Here is a 19723-nt window from a genome sequence, read left to right on the forward strand (position 1 = left end):
AGCGAAAAACGCCTATGATACTGGAAACCAGCCACCACACGAAATCAACAAGGTGACAGCGTGACCCGGGCTGGGTATCGTGGCAGCTTGTTTCATGCCGACAAGACGCCATGCTGACGTTGATTTGCCGACATTTTATAGCCCGTGCCAGCGCTTATTATGCGTTAACTGCCGTTACGCTTTTGACCATGGTGCCCACTCTCTCTCTTGTTCCCCCAGGCGAGCATTTAACGCATATCGGTACAAAAGACTTTATTACCGTTCACACCCGCAACACCCCCACGACCTATTACGAAGGCCGCCAAGGTCCTACCGGCTTTGAATACGAGCTGATGCACCGTTTTGCCGATTACTTGGGAGTGAGCCTTAACCTTGACGCCAGCCACCACCCAGAAAGCGTCTTGCCGGCGGTGCGTGAAAAAGGCGACCTGGGCGCGGCAGCGCTGCCATTACTGCCTGACAGCCCTGGCATCCACTACACACGCCCAATCATTCAAATGCAGCCGCTGGTGGTTTACCGCCGCGGTCTGAATGGCATTAAAGAGCCGAGCGACCTTGTCGGCTTAGAACTTGGTACGCTCAGCGAAGCCGGTACCGATGAAGCGCTGCGCGACCTTCAGCGGCGTCATCCTACCTTGAGCTGGAAAGAGTCTCACGAGCTTGAAGTCGCCGAACTGCTGGCACGCGTTGAGGACGGCACCCTGGACGCCGCGGTCATTTTCGAGCATCAGTTTCGTTTAAATCGGCTTTTTTTCCCCAACGTAGAACGTGGTTTCATACTCGGGGACCCACTTTCCATGGCATGGGCGGTGCCTAGCGGTCGTGGCTTAGGATTGCTTGAATCCGCCAATCGGTTCCTACAAGACCTTCAGGAAAGCGGCACGCTTGATCGGCTGGTAAGCCGCTACTTCGGCCATGACGACTATTTAGAGTATGTCGGCACGCGCACCTTTCTTGATCACCTTGATGCACGCCTGCCCCGTTACACGGAACTGTTCCAGCAGGCTGCCCGCGAAACAGAGTTTGACTGGAAGTTATTGGCGGCAGTGGGGTATCAGGAATCCCACTGGGACCCAGACGCCGTCTCGCCAACAGGCGTGCGTGGCTTGATGATGCTGACCAACCCCACGGCGGGTGAAATGGGCGTGACGGATCGCACAGACCCCGCCCAGAGCATTGACGGCGGTGCCCGCTATTTACGCAGTATTAAAGACCGCTTACCGGAAGGCATTACTGGCGATGATCGCCTGTTTATGGCCATGGCGGCCTACAACGTGGGTCTTGGCCATCTTTATGACGCGCGTAAGATTGCGGAAATGCGTGGCGGCGACCCCGACAGCTGGCAAGATGTGCGCGCGGCGCTACCGCTATTACAGCAGCGTGAATGGCATAGCCAAACGCGTCACGGCTACGCCCGTGGCGGTGAGCCGGTGATATACGTACGCAACATCCGTCGTTATTACGAAATGATTCAATATGTGGAACGTAGTCGTCAGCAATTTTTTCAACTAGAACAAACATCTGTCAACGATGACCCGCTGTTATTGTTTGAACTTGTCCCGCCGCTTGATTAACAGCGCCGTGGCATTTCCAATTCAGTATTACTGATTCAATTCCTCGCGCCGGGCGGCGAAAAATCGCTTCAGCAGCTTTTGCGAGGCTGCGGCCAATACCCCACCGGTCACCGCGATCTGATGATTAAACCACGGCTGTGCCAACAGGTTAGCCTTTGATTCGACCATGCCCGCACGGGGCTCGGCGGCACCGTAGACTAAGCGGGCCAGGCGAGCATGAATCATCGTACCCGCACACATCATGCAGGGCTCCAGGGTGACAAACAGCGTGCAGCCTTCAAGGCGATAGTTGCCCTGGTGCTTGCCCGCCTCGCGTAGGGCACGAACTTCCGCATGGCCGCTAGGGTCGCAGCTGGCCACCGGCGCATTACACCCCACACCAATAATCTCTCCCTGCGCATCGACAACCACTGCCCCTACGGGCACCTCGCCCGCCGCCGCGGCCAGGTGCGCTTGGTCAAGCGCCCGGTGCATGTAAAATTCATCGCTGCGCATAAACGTAAACTCCGCTAAGGTAGCTAAACGACCGTATGAAAGGGGTGCCCGGCGCCGTGGCAGCCTATTACTTTTACCGATAGCATTCTTTCACCGACCGCATTCAAAAGAGACAGCCGCAAGGATACCGAGAATGACAGACGCGCTGAACAAATTGGTAGCGTTACTAGAGCTAGAAACGCTGGAGGAGACGCTATTTCGTGGTCAGAGCCAGGATCTAGGCTTTCCTCAGCTTTACGGTGGCCAGGTTCTTGGCCAAGCGCTGGCGGCCGCCGCGCGCACCGTGCCAGACGAGCGTCGCCCGCACTCTCAACATGGCTACTTTCTGCGCCCCGGCGACCCCCATCGCCCCGTTGTCTATCAAGTGGATACCATTCGCGACGGCGGCAGCTTTACCACCCGCCGCGTTACTGCCATTCAAAAAGGTCGGCCGATCTTTTTCTGCAGCGCCTCTTTTCAGAGCGAGGAAGCAAGCTTTAGCCATCAGCGCGACATGCCGAATGTCGCCACCCCCGAGGCGCTGCTAGAGAGCGGCGATGCCAAACATGACCGCTTTCCCGGCCACCCCATTGAGTTTTTGCATCTCACGGGCAACCCCGACAACGGCACGCCTGCAGGCCAGTGTTTGTGGTTTCGCCTTTCAGGCACACTGCCAGACGACCCGGCCCTGCATCGCCACCTGCTCTCGTACGCCTCTGACTTCAACCTGCTGACCACCAGCCTGATTCCCCACGGCATCGAGTACCGCGACCCCAAGCTGCGCATCGCCAGCCTAGACCACGCCTTATGGCTACACCAGGACACACGCCTGGACGATTGGCTGCTGTATGTTATCGATTCACCCTGGGCAGGCGGCGCTCGCGGGCTGGCGCGGGGGCATATTTATAGTCGCGACGGTCGATTAGTGGCCTCTACCGCTCAAGAAGGGCTAACGCGTTATTCACAAAACTAAACAGATACTCTCTCAAACATTTACGCCCGCTTATTAGCGGGCGTAAATAGTTACCAGAATGCTGCGGTTTATTAGCCACCGTAAACGTCGTTGATAGACGTTAGCGGATAGTGCGCAGGAAACGGTTTGCGCGCCACGCCAGAGTCAACCGCGGCTTGGGCAACCGCCGAGGTGACTCGCGCCAACAGGCGAATATCGACAGGCGTGGGAATGATGTACTCGCGGCCAAAACTCATCTCGGTGCGCTCGTAGGCATCCAGCACTTCCTGAGGAACCGGCTCTCGGGCCAGATCTTTCAGCGCATGCACGGCGGCCAGTTTCATCTCTTCGTTAATGCGTGTAGCACGAACATCCAGCGCACCACGGAAGATAAACGGGAAGCCCAGCACGTTGTTGACCTGGTTCGGGAAATCCGAACGGCCAGTGGCCATGATCACATCCGGGCGCGCTTCGCGGGCAACGTCAGGATGAATTTCCGGATCCGGATTAGTGCAGGCAAAAATCACTGGGTCTGGCGCCATTTTCTTGACCTGTTCAGCGGAGAGCAGGCCCGGGCCGGAAAGGCCGATAAATACGTCAGCGTTGTCGATGGCATCATCCAAGGTGCGCATCTCGGTATCGCGGGCGAATTCAGCCTTGTATTCGTTGATGCCTTCGCGGTCCGTGTGAATGACACCACGGCGATCAAGCATCACAAGATTGTCTTTACTTGCGCCACAGGAGACCAGCAGGCGCATGCAGGCAATCGCCGCCGCTCCTGCGCCCATGCAAACAATCTTAACGTCTTGGATACGTTTACCAGCGATCTCAAGCGCATTGAGCATGCCTGCCGCCGTGACAATCGCGGTGCCGTGCTGGTCATCGTGGAAGACCGGAATACTGCAGCGCTCAATCAGGGCTTTTTCAATTTCAAAGCACTCCGGCGCCTTGATATCTTCAAGGTTGATGCCACCCCAGGTATCGGCAATGCGCGCGACGGTATCGATAAACGCCTGTGGGCTTTCCGCATCCACCTCGATATCCACCGAGTTAATGCCAGCAAAGCACTTAAACAGCACGCCTTTGCCTTCCATGACTGGCTTACTCGCCAGTGGGCCCAGATTACCTAAGCCAAGAATAGCGCTGCCGTCGGTGATAACGGCAACCAGATTACCCTTGCCGGTATAGCGGTAGGCATTTTCCGCATCCCTGGCGATTTCAAGCACTGGCTCAGCCACGCCTGGGCTATACGCCAGCGCCAAATCCCGTGCCGTTGCGGTGGGTTTGGTCAACTCCACCGACAGCTTACCGGGAATCGGTTTTGCGTGATAATCCAAAGCAGCCTGCTTAGTTGCATCCGTCATGGTCAGAGTCCAGTTAACATAAAGTAGATAAGTCGTTTCAGAATATAGAAAAAACCTATGCGCCTCAAGCGTGCCGTCAACTCATATCAAAACGCCCGTTTAACTGAATTTTACCTTCATATTCGCCACATTTCGCAGATATTTGCTGAAACTTATGTAAAACGGCGTTAGCCATAACGCTTTGCTTATTGCTGTACCGCAACATCAGCGCAGCATTTGTGAAAATTTTTTCCACAAAAATAGCCAGTTTTTAGCGAGACAACAAAAAACCCACGCCTTGGCGTGGGTTTTGCGCAAGTACGACCTGTACTTGCGATATGGCTATCCGAGTTGGATTAGCCGCGCTTAACAGCAGCGCCGAAACGCTTGTTGAAGCGCTCTACGCGGCCACCAGTGGTCGCTTGCTTCTGCTTACCAGTATAGAACGGGTGGCAGTTGGAGCACACATCCAGAGAGAAGTCCTGACCTGAAGTAGAACCTACCTGGAAATTAGCACCGCAAGAACAGTTGGCGGTGACCGTGTTGTAATTCGGGTGGATACCTTGTCTCATCTCGAACCTCACGAAGCTATATGCCGCCACCTGATCTCGTGCCAGGCACCGCATACGGGTTTGGAAAAACTACTAACCGGTTGGCCGCTCTTTCGTTACGATAAGATCGCTAAGATTGAGCGGTCGCATATTCTAGCAAAACTAACGCCGGAGGCCAATTGCCTGATTCTGTTTCTTCGCGGGTACCGCCTCAAGTGCTTAACCAAATACTTAAAATAGCGCTGCCCTCACCGCTGCGGCGCCTGTTCGACTACTTGCCGTCTAACGTGACGCCAGCCTGCGGTTGGCAGCCGGGGTTGAGGGTGCGGGTACCTTTTGGGCGCCGCGAAGTCGTCGGTGTGGTCGTGGAACTTACCGACCACAGCGACCTGCCGCGCAGCCAATTGCGCGCGGTCAGCGAGACGCTGGACGACGCGCCGCTGCCAGCAGACTGGCTCTGGTTATGCCGCTTTGCCGCCCGCTACTATCAGCACAGCCTGGGCGACACCTTGCACCACGCCATGCCCGCGCGGCTACGCCAGGGACACGCGATGGCCGGTCGCACGCAAACACTTTGGATGGCCCAAGGTGACGACGCGCAGGAAACCCTCAGCCGAGCACCCAAGCAAGCAGAACTGCATGCGCTTTTACGCCAACACCCCCATGGCCTACCCGGTCGTGCGGTCAGCGCCCATGGCTTTGCCCGCGACCAGCTACTAGCGTTGGAGAAGAAAGGCTTGGCCACGAGCCAGGAACATATTCTTACCGCCCCATCACCGCCAAGCGGTAACTTACTCGCGGCCCCGGCGCTCCCGCTCAACCGCGAACAGGCGACCGCTCTCGCCGCGCTGCATGAAAAGCTAGAGGGTTATCACCCCTGCTTGCTCGAAGGCGTCACTGGCAGTGGGAAAACGGAAGTCTATCTGCAGCTGATTGAAGCAGTGGCCGCCAAAAGTAAGCAGTCGCTGGTGCTGGTGCCGGAAATTGGCTTAACGCCGCAAACGCTGGCCCGCTTTAGAAGCCGTTTTCGCGTGCCCGTGGTGGCGCTGCATTCGGGCCTTACCGACCCTGAGCGCTTAGATGTATGGGAAGCCGCTGCCAGCGGCCGGGCACTGATTATTATCGGCACCCGCTCGGCCATTTTCACGCCATTGGCTAACCCCGGTGCGATCATTGTCGATGAGGAGCATGATGGCTCCTACAAGCAGCACGACGGTTTGCGCTATCACGCTCGCGACCTTGCGGTTGCGCGCGCGCATTACCATAAAATCCCGCTGCTCATGGGCAGCGCCACGCCGTCCTTAGAGAGCCTGCATCAGGCGCTTAACGGTACTTATCGACACCTACGCCTGACCCAGCGCCCCAGCCGCCACCCGCCCGCTAAGCTGGAACTGATCGACTTGCGCCACCAGCGCCGCCAGGGCGGTTTGCTGCCCGGCGCCATTAAGGCGATCAAAAGCACCTTAAGCGCGGGCAAACAGGTGCTAATCTTCATCAACCGCCGCGGTTTTGCCCCAACGCTTGCCTGCCACGCCTGCGGCTGGATGGCCGAGTGCGGCCAGTGTGATGCACGCATGACGCTACACCGTCAGCCCGCCCTGCTTGCCTGTCACCACTGCGATAGCCGCCGCGCCCTGCCGGATGCCTGCCCCGAGTGCGCCAGCGGCGACCTGCGCGCATTGGGTAGCGGCACGGAACGCACGGAAGAGACATTACAGACCCTGTTTCCAAGGACCACCATCCACCGCATTGACCGCGATAGCACACGGCGCAAGGATAGCTTCGAGCAAGTGTTAAAAGAGATCCATCGCGGTGAGCCGTGCGTGTTGGTCGGCACTCAAATGCTCGCCAAAGGGCACCACCTGCCCCACGTTACCTTGGTCGTCGTCGTTAATGCCGACGGCGGACTGTACGCTGCTGATTTTCGTGCGCTGGAACATAGCGCTCAGCTGCTTGAGCAGGTGGCGGGCCGAGCGGGCCGGGCCGCTCACCCAGGTCGAGTGCTGGTGCAAACGCTACACCCCGACGATCCTCATCTGGGCCAGTTGGCTGAACATGGTTATGGAGCGCTCGCACGCAACATGCTGGAAGAGCGTCGTATTGCCCAGCTGCCCCCGTTCTGCTTTATGGCGCTACTGCGAATTGAAAGCCCCAAGGAAGAGGCCGCCTTAGCCATGGCACAGCAGGCCGCCCAGGCCTTGCGCCAGTGGCTCAAAGAGTCCCGCGTGGCGACCCGCTGTCTGGGGCCGGTGCCCGCTCCGATGGAAAGACGTCAAAACCGTTACCATTTACATGTCATGCTGGCGGCAGATAAGCGTAGCCAACTTCACCCCGCCGTCAGCTGGCTCGTGCAGTGGTTGGAAGCCAATCGCGAGGCCCGCAAGGTGCGCTGGTCGATAGATATCGACCCACAAACGCTCTCCTAACTCCTGAACGCTCTCCTATAAATAGGGGCTCACCATCACGCGGCTTTGAAACTGCGGCTCAATTGCTGATAATAGCCGCTTTATCGACGCACCTTTACAGCTGCGCGTTAGCACACGCCGCCACCGACGACACCCGGATACCTAAATGAAAGACACCATAGTTTCTCTGCTCGAAGGCGCGATCACTGCGCTCAAGCACCAAGGCGTGCTGCCGAACGACCTTCAACCCACGATCAAAGTCGACCCCACCAAAGACAAAGCCCACGGCGATTACGCCACTAATCTAGCGCTGATGCTGGCCAAACCGGCAGGCAAAAATCCGCGTGAATTAGCCACTATGCTGGTGGCCGCGCTCCCCGAAAGCGACGCGATCCAGAATACCGAGATCGCGGGCCCCGGTTTTATCAACTTTTTCGCTGCCGCCGATGCCGCGGCGCAAATCGTTGCCCAAGTACTCGACTGCGGCGATACCTTTGGCCGCAGCCTGATCGGCAAGGGTGAAAAAGTGCAGGTGGAGTTCGTTTCCGCCAACCCCACTGGCCCGCTGCACGTTGGCCACGGCCGGGGCGCGGCGATTGGTGACTGTTTATGCCGCCTGCTCGAAGCCACCGGCTATGACGTGACCCGCGAGTTCTACTACAACGACGCAGGTGCCCAGATCGCCAACCTCGCCCGCTCGGTACAAGCGCGTGTAAAAGGCTTGGGCCCTGACGACGCCAGCTGGCCGGAAGACGGCTATCGCGGTGAGTATATCGTCGATGTCGCCAACGATTACCTGGCGGGTAAAACGGTCAGCGCCGATGACCGCGAAGTCACCGCCAAAAAAGATCCTGACGACCTGGACGCGATTCAAGAATTCGCCGTCGCGTGGCTGCGCCGTGAGCAGGATCTCGACTTAAAAGCCTTTGGTGTAGAGTTCGATGTCTATTTCTTAGAGTCGTCGCTCTACGAAGATGGCAAGGTGGATGCCACCGTTGAGAAGCTGGTAAACGCTGGACACACCTATGAAGAAGATGGCGCCATGTGGCTGCGCACCACCGACTTCGGTGATGACAAAGACCGCGTGATGCGCAAACAGGACGGTGGCTACACCTACTTCCTACCCGATGTGGCCTACCACCTGGACAAGTGGCAGCGCGGCTTCAAAACCGTAATTAACGAGCAGGGTGCCGATCACCACTCCACCGTTACCCGTGTGCGCGCTGGTTTACAGGCGCTGGAAGTGGGCATTCCCAAAGGCTGGCCCGACTACGTGCTCCACCAGATGGTGATGGTCACCCGCTCCGGCGTCGAGGTAAAACTCTCCAAGCGCGCCGGTAGCTATGTCACCGTGCGCGACTTGATCGACGAAGTCGGCCGCGATGCCACGCGTTTTTTCCTCGCCGCCCGCCGCGCTGACTCCCAGCTCACCTTTGATATCGACCTGGCGCGCTCGCAGTCGAACGACAACCCGGTTTATTACATTCAATACGCGCACGCTCGGGTATGCAGCATGCTGCGCAAAGCACAGGATGCCGACCAGCCGTTTGATCATGCATTAGCCATAGCCAATCTAGCCCTGCTGGATAGCGATCAGGAAAAAGCCGTTCTTAACCGCTTGGCACGCTTCCCTGAAGTGGTGGAGACCGCTGCTAGAAACCGCGAACCACAGCAGGTTGCCCAGTATTTGCTCGATCTTTCCGGCGATTTCCACACCTGCTATAACGCCGTCAAGGTAATGGTTGAGGACGACACCCTACGCAACACGCGCTTGGCACTCGGCCTCGCTACCCGTCAAGTGCTGCGCAATGGGCTTGATTTAATGGGGGTTAGCGCCCCAGAGGAGATGTAATCAATGGCTAGCCCGCGTAAAAAGCCCGCCTCCCGCCGCGGAGCCACTTCGCAGCGCAAATCCCCCCGTAGCTCTGGTGGCGGCTTTCGCCTTCCTGGTTGGCTATGGGGCTTGGTCGGCATGGCGGCAGGTTTTTTCTTGGCTCAACACCAGCACGGCACCGCGCCTTGGCAAGAGCAGAGCGAAGCGCCTCAGGCCACGGTTCTGCCCAAGCCCGCGGGTAGTGAGGAGCGCGCTGCGGCTCGGGAAACCGAAGAGGCCGCTGAGCCATCAATGCCGACCTTTGAGTTTTATACACTACTGCCGGAAACCGAGGTCATTGCCCCTGGCGTCACGCTGCCGTCAAGCGTTGTGCGCCCGGAAGCTCCCGAGCAAGAGGCCGAGAGCGATACCGCCTCTGGCTCGGCCAGCGACGACCCCATCGCCCAGGTCATTGCCGCTAATACCCGGCCTGAAGACCAGATTTCAGCAGCCAAGGAGAGTGAAGCGGCTACCAACACTCCCGGGCGTTATATGCTTCAGGCCGCCTCATTTCGTGAGGCAAGTGACGCCGTACAGCTGCGCGGCCGACTGCGCAACTTAAGCCTGTTGGCGGAAGTTAGCGAAGTCCAGGCGGATGGTAATACCTGGCACCGTGTTCAAGTAGGGCCTTACGAGGATACCCGCGAGCTGAACCGCGCTCAGGATTTAATGAACACCCAGGGTATCGAACCACTACTTATCCAGCTACAGAACTAATAATCTCATCTTGAACACCCTGCGGGCGGTTGATTTTTTATCAGCCGCCCGCATTTTGTTGTGAACGCTTACACAATGGTCGCTTCCAGAAGCAGTATGTTAAGGAGCAAGTGACCTGCCAGTCATCGGGAGCGCGCCTCCCACCAAGGAGTTATCTCCATGACCACTATTGTCTCCGTTCGTCGTGGTAACCAGGTCGCCCTCGCCGGCGACGGTCAAGTTTCGCTGGGCAATACCGTAATGAAGGGTAACGCCAGCAAAGTACGCCGCCTCTACCGCGGCAAAGTACTGGCCGGGTTTGCCGGTGGCACCGCAGATGCGTTCACGCTATTTGAGCGCTTTGAAGCGCAGTTGGAAAAATACCAAGGCCATCTCACCAAAGCAGCTGTCGAGCTCGCCAAAGACTGGCGCACCGACCGGGCGCTGCGCCGTTTAGAAGCACTGCTGGCTGTGGCTGACCATAGCGCCTCGCTGATCATTACCGGTAACGGTGATGTGGTCGAGCCTGAGCGCGGCATTATTGCGATTGGCTCTGGTGGCAATTTTGCCCAGGCCAGCGCCCGAGCGCTGTTAGAAAATACCGAGCTTTCGGCGCGTGAAATTACTGAGAAATCGCTGGCGATCGCTGGTGATATCTGTGTGTTTACCAATCATCACGTGACGCTCGAAGAGCTGTCGATTGACGATCGCTAATCACTTTACGCGACTCGCAAACGCCGCTCATTGCCCACAAAGGTTACTTATATGACTCAGATGACACCCCGCGAAATTGTTCACGCTCTAGACCAGTACATTATTGGTCAGCAAGATGCTAAACGCGCCGTTGCAATTGCCCTGCGTAACCGCTGGCGCCGCATGCAGCTCGATGACGACTTGCGCCCAGAAGTCACGCCTAAGAACATTCTGATGATTGGCCCCACCGGTGTGGGTAAAACCGAGATTGCCCGCCGTTTGGCCAAGCTGGCCAAAGCACCGTTTATTAAAGTTGAAGCGACCAAGTTCACTGAAGTCGGCTATGTTGGCCGTGACGTTGAGTCGATTATTCGCGACTTGATGGAAGCCGCGATTAAGATGGTGCGCGAACAGGCGAAAGAAGAAGTTGGCAACCGTGCCGCGGATGCCGCCGAAGATCGGGTTCTAGATGCCCTTCTTCCGCCTCCCCGTGGCCAGGAAGATAAGCCACGTGAAGAAGGCAGCACTCGCCAGTCCTTCCGTAAAAAATTGCGTGAAGGCCAACTGGACGATAAAGAGATCGATATTGAAATATCCTCTCATGGCCAAGGCATCGATATTATGACCCCGCCGGGCATGGAAGAGATGACCAGCCAACTACAGAGCATGTTCTCCAACATGGGCCAGCAGAAGCGTGAGAATCGCCGCGTAACGGTCAAAGAAGCGCTGGTTCTGCTGCGTGATGAAGAAGCGGGCAAGCTGGTCAACGAGGAAGAGATCAAGGCGCGCGCGGTCTACTCGGTAGAACAGCATGGCATCGTCTTCCTGGATGAGATCGACAAAGTGGCCAAGGGCAGCGGCCAGTCCAGCGGTGGCGAAGTCTCTCGCGAAGGCGTTCAGCGCGACCTGCTGCCGCTGATTGAAGGCTCCACCGTGTCCACCAAGTACGGCATGGTCAAAACCGATCACATTCTGTTTATCGCTTCTGGCGCCTTCCACCTATCGCGCCCGTCGGACCTGATTCCCGAGCTCCAGGGCCGTCTGCCGATCCGTGTAGAGCTTGATGCACTGACGCCGAACGACTTCAAACGCATCCTCACCGAGCCCTCTGCCTCACTGACCAAGCAGTATCAGGCGCTGCTGGCGACAGAAGGTCTTGATGTGGAGTTTACTCCCGACGGTATCGAGCGCATCGCGCAGATCTCTTGGCAGGTCAATGAAGGCACTGAAAACATCGGCGCCCGCCGCCTGCACACGGTAATGGAGCGGTTGTTAGAAGAAGCCTCCTTCAAAGGCGGCGATATGGAGAGCCCGCTGGTCATCGACGCTGATTACGTCAATGCCCAGCTTGGCGAACTGGCGGTCGACGAAGACCTGTCGCGGTATATTTTGTAAGCTGCGCCTGCGGTTATTATCAGCGCTGGTATCGTCAGCAACAGCAAGCCCGCTCTTCGCGGGCTTGCTGCTATGACATTTAGCCATGGACACTTAGCCATGAGGTCTCATCATGAACGCCCCTACCCCCACTCGTGTTCACTACCATAAGCAGTCCCGTGAGCTGGAACTTGGCTACTCCACTGGTGAGAGCTTTCGCCTCCCGGTTGAGTTTTTACGCGTCTATTCGCCGTCTGCCGAAGTGCGCGGCCACGGTGGCGACACCGCCGTTCTCCAGGTAGGTAAAAAAGATGTCGGCCTGCAGAATATTACCCAGGCAGGCAACTACGCGCTGAAGCTTCACTTTGACGACGGTCATGACAGTGGGCTGTTTAGCTGGAACTACTTATACGATCTGGCTACTCACCAGGAAGCTTACTGGAACAATTACTTACAGCGCTTAGAAGACGCCGGTGCCTCGCGCGAGCCGGCCAGCATTCAATTCAAGCAACTGTGATGGCATGACTCACACCCCTGCAACAAACTAGGCAGGGACGCTAGGCAGACAAGCCAGGGCGGACAAGGCTACAATGACGCTAACTTTTTAATCGCGTCGGCCCTCAGTCAAAAGACCAAAGGTCGATCTGCCATCGCCTAAAATTCGGGAGCTACCGCCCAATGAGCCCCACAGAAAAACGCACGACTCATTTTGGTTACCAGGAAGTACCGGTTGATGAGAAAGCGTCACGAGTAGCTGACGTATTCCACTCGGTAGCCGCCCGCTACGACGTAATGAACGACTTGATGTCGATGGGTATCCACCGGGTTTGGAAACGCATGACTATTGAGCGCGCTGGTGTGCGCCCTGGTCACCACGTGCTTGATATCGCTGGCGGTACGGGCGACTTAACCCTCAAGTTTTCCCGCCTGGTTGGCCCGCGTGGCAAGGTAGTGCTGGCGGATATCAACGCCTCAATGCTCAAAGTCGGCCGCGACAAGCTGATGGATAACGGCGTCGGCGGCAACGTAGAGTACGTTCAAGCCAATGCCGAAAACCTGCCGTTTCCCGATAATAGCTTCGACTGCATTACGATCGCTTTTGGGCTGCGCAATGTCACCGACAAAGACGCTGCGCTGCGCTCTATGGCGCGCGTTCTTAAACCTGGTGGGCGCCTGTTGGTATTAGAGTTCTCCAAACCCAACAACCCTTTGCTGTCTAAGGCTTACGACGAGTACTCCTTCCGCCTGCTGCCCAAAATGGGCGAACTGGTGGCGGGGGACGGCGAAAGTTACCGCTATTTGGCGGAGTCGATTCGGATGCACCCCGACCAGGAAACGCTCAAAGCCATGATGGAAGCTGCCGGGCTAGAGCGGGTCGAGTACACCAATCTGACGGGCGGTATCGTTGCACTACACCGCGGCATTAAGCTATGAGACTTCAGACGCTACAGACCCAGAGGCCAGCATGCTGGTAACCCCGACCCTGCTGTTGGCCGGATGTGAACGCACGCTCAATGCCCTACTCGCCCGCGACCCGGCAGCCCCCGCACGGCTGGCAGCGCTGGTGGGCAGCCGTTTGCTTATACGCCTGGAGCAGCCACATCTTGAGCTTGTGATCCACTATCACCACGCAGGCTTAGACCTGATGCGTGGCGAAGGTGTTGATGAAACCGAGGTAGATGCAGTCGTCGAGCTGACTCCGGAAACATTTTCAGAGTGGATCAGCGGCGCCTCGATTGAGCGGCTAATGTTCGATGGCAAACTGGCCGTGCGTGGGCGCATCCATCTGCTTGAAGCGACCCGCGAGCTGCTTTTCGATTTAGACATTGATTGGGAAAGCGAGCTGGCCCACTGGCTTGGCGATATGCCCGCTCACTCGCTGGCCGAAGGGTTGCGTCGCGCCGCTCGTTGGGGGCTGCGTGCCAAAGATGAGCTGATGCAGGATGTTTCTGAATATGTCTTTGAAGAAGCCCGCCTGCTACCCGGACAGCAACAGCGCAACGTGCTACGCGATCACTTAACCGAACTGGAAATCGCCACCGATCGTCTGGAAGCGCGCTTTAACCGCTTGCAGCGCAAGCTGACGCAACCGCCGCAGAGCGCCTCTCAGGAGCCACGCCCATGAGCCTGCGCCTGCTACGGATTAGCTGGGTAATCACGCGCCACCGGCTAGACACATTACTGCCGCTGGAACGCTTGCCCTGGTGGCTGCGGACGCTACTGTGGTTTTCACCGTTACGCCTGGTGCCGATCGGCAAGCGATCGCGGGGTGAACGCCTGCGCTTGGCGCTAGAAGCGCTAGGGCCAATTTTCATTAAATTCGGACAGATGCTCTCGACCCGCCGCGACTTGCTACCGGCAGATATCGCCGATGAGCTAAAGCGCCTTCAGGATCAGGTGCCGCCTTTTCCCGGTGATCTTGCCGCTGCCCGCGTCGAGAAAGAGCTGGAAATGTCGCTGGCGGATGCCTTTGCTGAATTTGACCACGTACCGCTCGCCTCTGCATCGATTGCCCAGGTACACGCAGCAAGTCTGCACGGCGGTGAAGACGTAGTGGTAAAAATCATTCGTCCCGGCATTGATCGCGTCATGCGTCAGGACATGGCGCTGATGTACCAAGTCGCCAAGCTATTTTCCAAAATCCCCGAAGCGCGACGTTTGCGCCCGGTGGAAGTCATCCGCGACTACGAAGCCACGTTGTTTGATGAGCTGGATCTCTATAAAGAAGCCGCCAACACCTCGCAGCTTAAACGTAACTTTAAAGACTCACCGCTGCTATTTGTACCTACCATCTATTGGCCCTTCACCCGCCGCCACGTGATGGTTCAAGAGCGCATTCGCGGCATACCGGTCGCCGATTTAGACACGCTAATTGCTCGTGGCACGAACCTTAAAAAGCTCGCCGAGCGCGGCGTTGAGCTTTTCTTTACCCAGGTATTTCGTGACAACTTCTTCCACGCGGATATGCACCCCGGCAATATCTTTGTTAACTGTGACAACCCCGAAGACCCGCAGTACATCGCCATCGACTGCGGCATCGTGGGCAGCCTGACCCGAGAGGATCAGGACTATTTGGCGCGCAACTTATTGGCATTTTTTCACCAAGACTATTACGAAGTCGCCGCACTGCATATTGAGTCCGGCTGGGTGGGTGAAAATACTCGCGCCAATGAGTTCGCGGCAGCCATCCGCACCGTCTGCGAGCCTATTTTAGAGAAGCCGCTGAAAGACATCTCCTTTGGCCAAGTGCTCCTGGGTCTGTTTCAAACCGCGCGACGTTTTAATATGGAAGTGCAGCCGCAATTGGTTCTATTGCAGAAAACGCTGCTCAATATTGAAGGCTTAGGGCGTCAGCTCTATCCTGACTTGGACCTTTGGAGCACCGCCAAGCCGTATTTAGAGCAGTGGATGAAAGAGCGTGCGGGTGTCAGCGGTTTATGGGAATCACTCAAGCGGCAGGCACCGGAGCTTTCACACCAGCTACCTGAATTGCCTGTACTCGCGCACCAAGCGCTTAGCCGCATGGAGCATGAGCATCGTCAACGTCATCAGCAGGTGGACTCCATTAACGCCATGCGCGTACAGATGGTGCGGCAGGGCAAGCGGCTTTACCGCCTGCGCCTGGGTTTGATTCTGCTGGCACTGGCACTGGCTTGGCAGCCATTAAGCGGTTGGATTGAGCTCCAGGAGTGGCCAATACTGGCTGCCGCTGCGATTGGCCTCTTACTGCTGGTATGGCAATAGCGCAGTGCATTAAACGTTTATAAGGATTCCCATGGACAGCAACTCATTATCGCCTGACAATTTACCAACCAACACTTTTTCGACAAACAGTGCGTCTGTGCTGGATACTCTCAATGAGGTACTAAAGCAGCGGCGACACGCAGCAGCAGAAGATTCTTATGTTGCCTCCTTGCATCATAAGGGTTTGAACATGATACTCGAAAAGATTGGCGAAGAAGCGACTGAAACAGTGCTTGCGGCAAAAGATGCGGAGCACGGTGGTGAGGCTGAGCGCCAAGCGTTGATTTCTGAAACGGCCGACCTGTGGTTTCATAGTATGGTGATGCTGTCGCACCTGGGGATGGATCATCAGGCTGTTTTAGACGAACTGGCGCGACGCGTTGGCATTTCCGGGCACGAAGAAAAAGCGTCTCGTCAGCCATAGCGGTCACAGAAACTGTCGTATAGTGAAAACCAAGCTGGAAAAAAGATAGTCAACCTGCTCCCATGAGGAAACGCATATGTTAGGTGGTATTAGTATTTGGCAGTTGCTGATTGTCCTGGGCATCATCATCCTGGTTTTCGGCACCAAAAAACTGCGTAATGTGGGCACCGACCTAGGCGGGGCGGTCAAGGGCTTCAAGAAAGCCATGCACGATGAAGAGAAAAATAAAGAGACGGATAAAGAAGACGCTGACCAACCGCATGCCAAAGTGAGCCATGAAGAGCCTGGCAACACTTATGACGTTCAAGCCGAAGAGAAACAGGCCGCCAACGAACGTAACGAAGAGCGCAAATAAACCATGCTGGATATCGGCTTTCTTGAACTAATGCTCATTGGCATCGTCGGGCTGTTGGTGCTTGGCCCGGAGCGGCTGCCTAGGGCCGCTCGCACGACGGGTATGTGGATTGGCAAAATCAAGCGCACGGTATCCGGCATGCAGCGTGAAATTAGCGCTCAGCTTGAAGCAGAAGAGTTACGCCAAAAGCTTAACGAACAGCAGAAGAAGCTCGACGATAGCTTGAAAAAAGCCAAGCTGGATGTAGAGAGTATTGCCGATACCCCTTCTACTCCTCGGTCAGCGCCAGCAACCAAAGCGACGCAGAGCGAGACAGAGCAGCGCGTCGCCAAGGCGAGCTCCCGATTGGATGATGCCCTGCAAACGGTACGTGAAGAAACGCCTCCTTCATCGATAGAACCTGAGCCGACTGAATCACAAAAGGCTGCATCAAATAAGGATCGTAACCACCAATGAGTATGTCTGGCGATTCAAAGGAGCCGCGTGAAGACCAAAGCCAAGCCCCTCTTATTGAGCACCTGATTGAACTACGTTCACGGTTGATGCGCGCCGTGATCGTGATTCTGGTAGTCTTTTTGGGCCTTTATTCATTTGCCAATGATATTTATACCTTCGTCGCCGAGCCGTTAATGGATCTGCTGCCCGAAGGCTCGCAAATGATCGCCACAGAAGTGGCCTCGCCATTCTTAGCGCCATTTAAGCTTACCCTGGTCGTCGCGGTGTTTATCGCCATTCCCTTTGTGCTGCATCAGGCCTGGGCGTTTATCGCGCCGGGGCTTTACGACAATGAAAAAGCACTGGCGATCCCGATTCTGGTCTCAAGCATTGCGCTGTTCTATGGCGGTGCGGCGTTTGCCTATTACGTGGTTTTTCCGCTGCTGTTTGAGTTTTTCACCCAAACCGGGCCTGACAACATCGCGATCATGACCGACATTAACCAGTATTTGAACTTTGTTCTTAAACTGTTTTTTGCTTTCGGGGTAGCGTTTGAAATTCCTATTGCGACCTTCTTGCTTATCCTCTCTGGCGCCACGACGGTGGAAAGTCTGTCTAAAAAACGTCCCTATATTCTTTTAGGCTGCTTTGTCATCGGTATGCTGCTAACCCCGCCGGATGTGATTTCCCAAAGCCTCCTGGCGATCCCCATGTACCTGCTCTACGAAGTAGGGCTACTGTTTGGCCGTTTGGTGCGCAAACGCAAAGAAGAGAAAGAGGCTGCTGAAGAGCACGAAGCCGATCTCTAAGCGGATCAGCGCAGCACGCAGATACTGAAAAAGCCGTCGCCATTAACCATGGCGACGGCTTTCTTATCTGCAATACGATGTTCTAAAATGCAACGGCGTACTTAATCCATCATTTCAGCAATACGATCTACCAATTTAAAGATACCAGTGGCCGCTTCACTAATGCGCGTAGCCAGCATATAAGCAGGCGTGGTCACCACGCGGTGCTCAAGGTCGACGACAATATCTTCTACTGCACAGCTGCGATGCAACCCGCCCATGGCACTAATCGCCCCGGAAACCGCCGGATCATTACCCACGGTCACTGCAATACCGTCACCCAATAGACGGGGCACCAGTACGGGGGAAATACACATCAAGCCAATGGGTTTGGCCTCTTGACGAAAACCAAACAGCGACTCTTTTAGTGCTTCCAGCACCTGCATATTGTCGCTGGCACTGGCGAAATCCGACAGATTTTTGGCGACACCGAAACCACCGGGCACAATCACTGCATCGAAGTTATCAGCGTCTAGCTCACTCAATGGGCGGATGTTTCCACGCGCCAAGCGGGCAGACTCCTGCAGCACATTACGCTGTTCACCTTCCGCCACCTCTTGCGTGAGGTGATTGATAACGTGATGCTGTTCTATATCCGGGGCAAAACAGTGGTAACCAATACCCAACTGATCCAAGCGCAACAGCGTTAACGTCGTCTCATATATCTCTGAACCATCATAAACGCCGCAGCCAGCTAAAATCACCGCCACCTGTTTGGTCATGCCTATCTCCTTATCCCAGGGTCTGCCGATTGCAATACAGCAAAGCAATTGCTCACTTTAGTCAGTCTACCTTGTTGCCACAAGACGGCTTTCGCCGCAGGGTATGGCTGATATACTCCATTCAGGCCTTCGGGCACCCTCATTTGCGTTCTTTAATGGAGACACCCCTTGAGCATACCTACCCCCCGTCACTTCCCCGCCACACGCATGCGTCGAATGCGCCGCGATGATTTTTCACGCCGCTTGATGCAGGAGAACAGCCTTAGCCCGTCAGATTTGATCCTGCCGGTGTTTGTACTGGAAGGCGACAACCAGCGTGAAGCGGTGGCCTCAATGCCCGGTGTGGAGCGGCTCTCGATCGACCTACTGATTGAGCAAGCCCGCGAAGCTTATCAACTGGGCATCCCTGCGTTGGCGCTTTTTCCAGTTGTCGGCCCTGAGCACAAAACTGAGTTAGCCGAAGAGGCCTATAGCGCCAGCGGCTTAGTACAGCGTAGCGTGCGCGCCCTTAAAGCAGCCCTGCCCGAACTCGGCATTATCACCGACGTGGCGCTCGACCCGTATACCAGCCACGGCCAGGACGGCATTCTTGATGAACACGGCTACGTGCAGAATGACCGCACGGTGGATACGCTGCTTAAACAGGCACTCTCCCATGCCGAAGCGGGCGCTGACGTGGTGGCGCCTTCCGACATGATGGATGGGCGTATCGGCGCGATCCGCCAAGTGTTGGAACAGGAACATCTCCACAACGTGCGGATTATGGCTTATAGCGCCAAGTATGCCTCCCACTACTATGGGCCCTTCCGCGATGCCGTTGGCTCAGCCACCAACTTGGGCAAAGCCGACAAACGCACCTATCAAATGGACCCTGCCAACAGCGATGAAGCATTGCATGAAGTAGCCATGGACATCGCCGAAGGCGCCGACATGGTGATGGTCAAGCCGGGTATGCCTTACCTGGATGTCGTTCGCCGTGTAAAAGCTGAGCTAAAAGTGCCGACTTTCGCTTATCAAGTCAGCGGTGAGTACGCCATGCATCGCGCCGCCTTCGACAATGGCTGGCTGGAAGCGGAACCGGTGATTTTGGAATCATTGATGTGCTTCAAACGAGCAGGTGCCGATGGAATTTTGACCTATTTCGCTCTCGACGCAGCGCGTTTATTACAGCGCCACTAAACTACTGCGACAAAGATGACAACAAGGTGACACTTGTTTGTCATCTTCTCCCCGCATACTGCCTTCCTATACAAGTATCAG

Annotated in this window: 20 protein-coding genes; 16 read left to right on the forward strand and 4 right to left on the reverse strand. The window is 56.2% G+C overall.

Annotation, left to right across the window (positions count from 1 at the left end; all coding sequences use genetic code 11):
• The first annotated feature begins 110 nt into the window (after nucleotides 1–110).
• Nucleotides 111–1574, forward strand: coding sequence for a membrane-bound lytic murein transglycosylase MltF (gene mltF / locus ACWI0H_RS17320; protein WP_485874061.1), 1464 nt, complete (start codon nucleotides 111–113; stop codon nucleotides 1572–1574).
• Between the two features lie 27 nt (nucleotides 1575–1601).
• On the opposite strand, the gene tadA is transcribed toward mltF, so the two are convergent.
• On the reverse strand, nucleotides 1602–2069 hold the full coding sequence (gene tadA / locus ACWI0H_RS17325) for a tRNA adenosine(34) deaminase TadA (protein WP_336273680.1): 468 nt from the start codon (nucleotides 2067–2069) through the stop codon (nucleotides 1602–1604).
• A 133-nt stretch (nucleotides 2070–2202) separates the two neighbouring features.
• Between tadA and ACWI0H_RS17330 the strand changes: the two genes are divergently transcribed.
• Nucleotides 2203–3021, forward strand: a complete 819-nt coding sequence (locus ACWI0H_RS17330; RefSeq protein WP_101147561.1) for an acyl-CoA thioesterase — start codon at nucleotides 2203–2205, stop codon at nucleotides 3019–3021.
• Between the two features lie 71 nt (nucleotides 3022–3092).
• Here the strand turns inward: ACWI0H_RS17330 and ACWI0H_RS17335 are convergent, their stop codons facing one another.
• A complete protein-coding gene (locus ACWI0H_RS17335; protein WP_101147562.1) occupies nucleotides 3093–4364 on the reverse strand; it encodes a malic enzyme-like NAD(P)-binding protein in 1272 nt (423 codons plus the stop codon).
• A gap of 335 nt (nucleotides 4365–4699) precedes the next feature.
• The gene (rpmE, locus tag ACWI0H_RS17340) at nucleotides 4700–4915 is read right to left on the reverse strand and encodes a 50S ribosomal protein L31 (protein WP_035562478.1); all 216 of its coding nucleotides are present in this window, start codon (nucleotides 4913–4915) and stop codon (nucleotides 4700–4702) included.
• A 158-nt stretch (nucleotides 4916–5073) separates the two neighbouring features.
• On the opposite strand from rpmE, the gene ACWI0H_RS17345 reads away from it, so the two are divergent.
• The 13 genes from ACWI0H_RS17345 to tatC all read left to right on the forward strand — a co-directional run bounded on the left by ACWI0H_RS17345 (nucleotide 5074) and on the right by tatC (nucleotide 17702).
• Nucleotides 5074–7320, forward strand: coding sequence for a primosomal protein N' (locus ACWI0H_RS17345; protein ID WP_485874062.1), 2247 nt, complete (start codon nucleotides 5074–5076; stop codon nucleotides 7318–7320).
• Between the two features lie 145 nt (nucleotides 7321–7465).
• Nucleotides 7466–9151, forward strand: coding sequence for an arginine--tRNA ligase (argS, locus tag ACWI0H_RS17350; RefSeq protein ID WP_176302324.1), 1686 nt, complete (start codon nucleotides 7466–7468; stop codon nucleotides 9149–9151).
• Nucleotides 9152–9154: 3 nt separating this feature from the next.
• Nucleotides 9155–9889: an SPOR domain-containing protein gene (locus tag ACWI0H_RS17355; protein WP_101147564.1), complete on the forward strand. Its 735-nt coding sequence runs from the start codon at nucleotides 9155–9157 to the stop codon at nucleotides 9887–9889.
• 159 nt (nucleotides 9890–10048) lie between these two features.
• Nucleotides 10049–10582 (forward strand): ATP-dependent protease subunit HslV, encoded by a 534-nt coding sequence (gene hslV / locus ACWI0H_RS17360; protein WP_035562093.1) that lies wholly within the window; start codon nucleotides 10049–10051, stop codon nucleotides 10580–10582.
• A gap of 51 nt (nucleotides 10583–10633) precedes the next feature.
• Complete coding sequence (hslU, locus tag ACWI0H_RS17365) at nucleotides 10634–11956, forward strand: ATP-dependent protease ATPase subunit HslU (protein ID WP_035562091.1); 1323 nt, start codon at nucleotides 10634–10636, stop codon at nucleotides 11954–11956.
• Nucleotides 11957–12068: 112 nt separating this feature from the next.
• A complete protein-coding gene (locus tag ACWI0H_RS17370) occupies nucleotides 12069–12452 on the forward strand; it encodes a gamma-butyrobetaine hydroxylase family protein (RefSeq protein WP_101147565.1) in 384 nt (127 codons plus the stop codon).
• 161 nt (nucleotides 12453–12613) lie between these two features.
• Entirely contained in the window at nucleotides 12614–13369 is a 756-nt protein-coding gene (gene ubiE, locus ACWI0H_RS17375; RefSeq protein WP_035562085.1) for a bifunctional demethylmenaquinone methyltransferase/2-methoxy-6-polyprenyl-1,4-benzoquinol methylase UbiE, read from the forward strand.
• 31 nt (nucleotides 13370–13400) lie between these two features.
• On the forward strand, nucleotides 13401–14060 hold the full coding sequence (locus tag ACWI0H_RS17380) for a ubiquinone biosynthesis accessory factor UbiJ (protein WP_101147566.1): 660 nt from the start codon (nucleotides 13401–13403) through the stop codon (nucleotides 14058–14060).
• Entirely contained in the window at nucleotides 14057–15679 is a 1623-nt protein-coding gene (gene ubiB / locus ACWI0H_RS17385) for a ubiquinone biosynthesis regulatory protein kinase UbiB (protein WP_101147567.1), read from the forward strand. The genes ACWI0H_RS17380 and ubiB overlap by 4 nt, the downstream gene beginning before the upstream one ends.
• A gap of 31 nt (nucleotides 15680–15710) precedes the next feature.
• Complete coding sequence (locus ACWI0H_RS17390; RefSeq protein ID WP_101147568.1) at nucleotides 15711–16103, forward strand: phosphoribosyl-ATP diphosphatase; 393 nt, start codon at nucleotides 15711–15713, stop codon at nucleotides 16101–16103.
• Between the two features lie 76 nt (nucleotides 16104–16179).
• Nucleotides 16180–16458, forward strand: coding sequence for a Sec-independent protein translocase subunit TatA (tatA, locus tag ACWI0H_RS17395; protein WP_035562075.1), 279 nt, complete (start codon nucleotides 16180–16182; stop codon nucleotides 16456–16458).
• 3 nt (nucleotides 16459–16461) lie between these two features.
• Nucleotides 16462–16914 (forward strand): Sec-independent protein translocase protein TatB, encoded by a 453-nt coding sequence (tatB, locus tag ACWI0H_RS17400; protein WP_101147569.1) that lies wholly within the window; start codon nucleotides 16462–16464, stop codon nucleotides 16912–16914.
• The gene (gene tatC / locus ACWI0H_RS17405; RefSeq protein ID WP_101147570.1) at nucleotides 16911–17702 is read left to right on the forward strand and encodes a twin-arginine translocase subunit TatC; all 792 of its coding nucleotides are present in this window, start codon (nucleotides 16911–16913) and stop codon (nucleotides 17700–17702) included. Before tatB ends, tatC begins: the two co-directional genes overlap by 4 nt.
• 101 nt (nucleotides 17703–17803) lie before the next feature.
• On the opposite strand, the gene elbB is transcribed toward tatC, so the two are convergent.
• Nucleotides 17804–18463 carry an isoprenoid biosynthesis glyoxalase ElbB gene (gene elbB, locus ACWI0H_RS17410; RefSeq protein WP_101147571.1) on the reverse strand — a complete coding sequence of 220 codons (660 nt, stop codon included), beginning with the start codon at nucleotides 18461–18463 and terminating at the stop codon, nucleotides 17804–17806.
• Nucleotides 18464–18631: 168 nt separating this feature from the next.
• Between elbB and hemB the strand changes: the two genes are divergently transcribed.
• Nucleotides 18632–19642: a porphobilinogen synthase gene (gene hemB, locus ACWI0H_RS17415; RefSeq protein WP_035562063.1), complete on the forward strand. Its 1011-nt coding sequence runs from the start codon at nucleotides 18632–18634 to the stop codon at nucleotides 19640–19642.
• Nucleotides 19643–19723 lie beyond the last annotated feature (81 nt).

The sequence above is a fragment of the Halomonas sp. NYA30 genome (genome assembly GCF_976980765.1).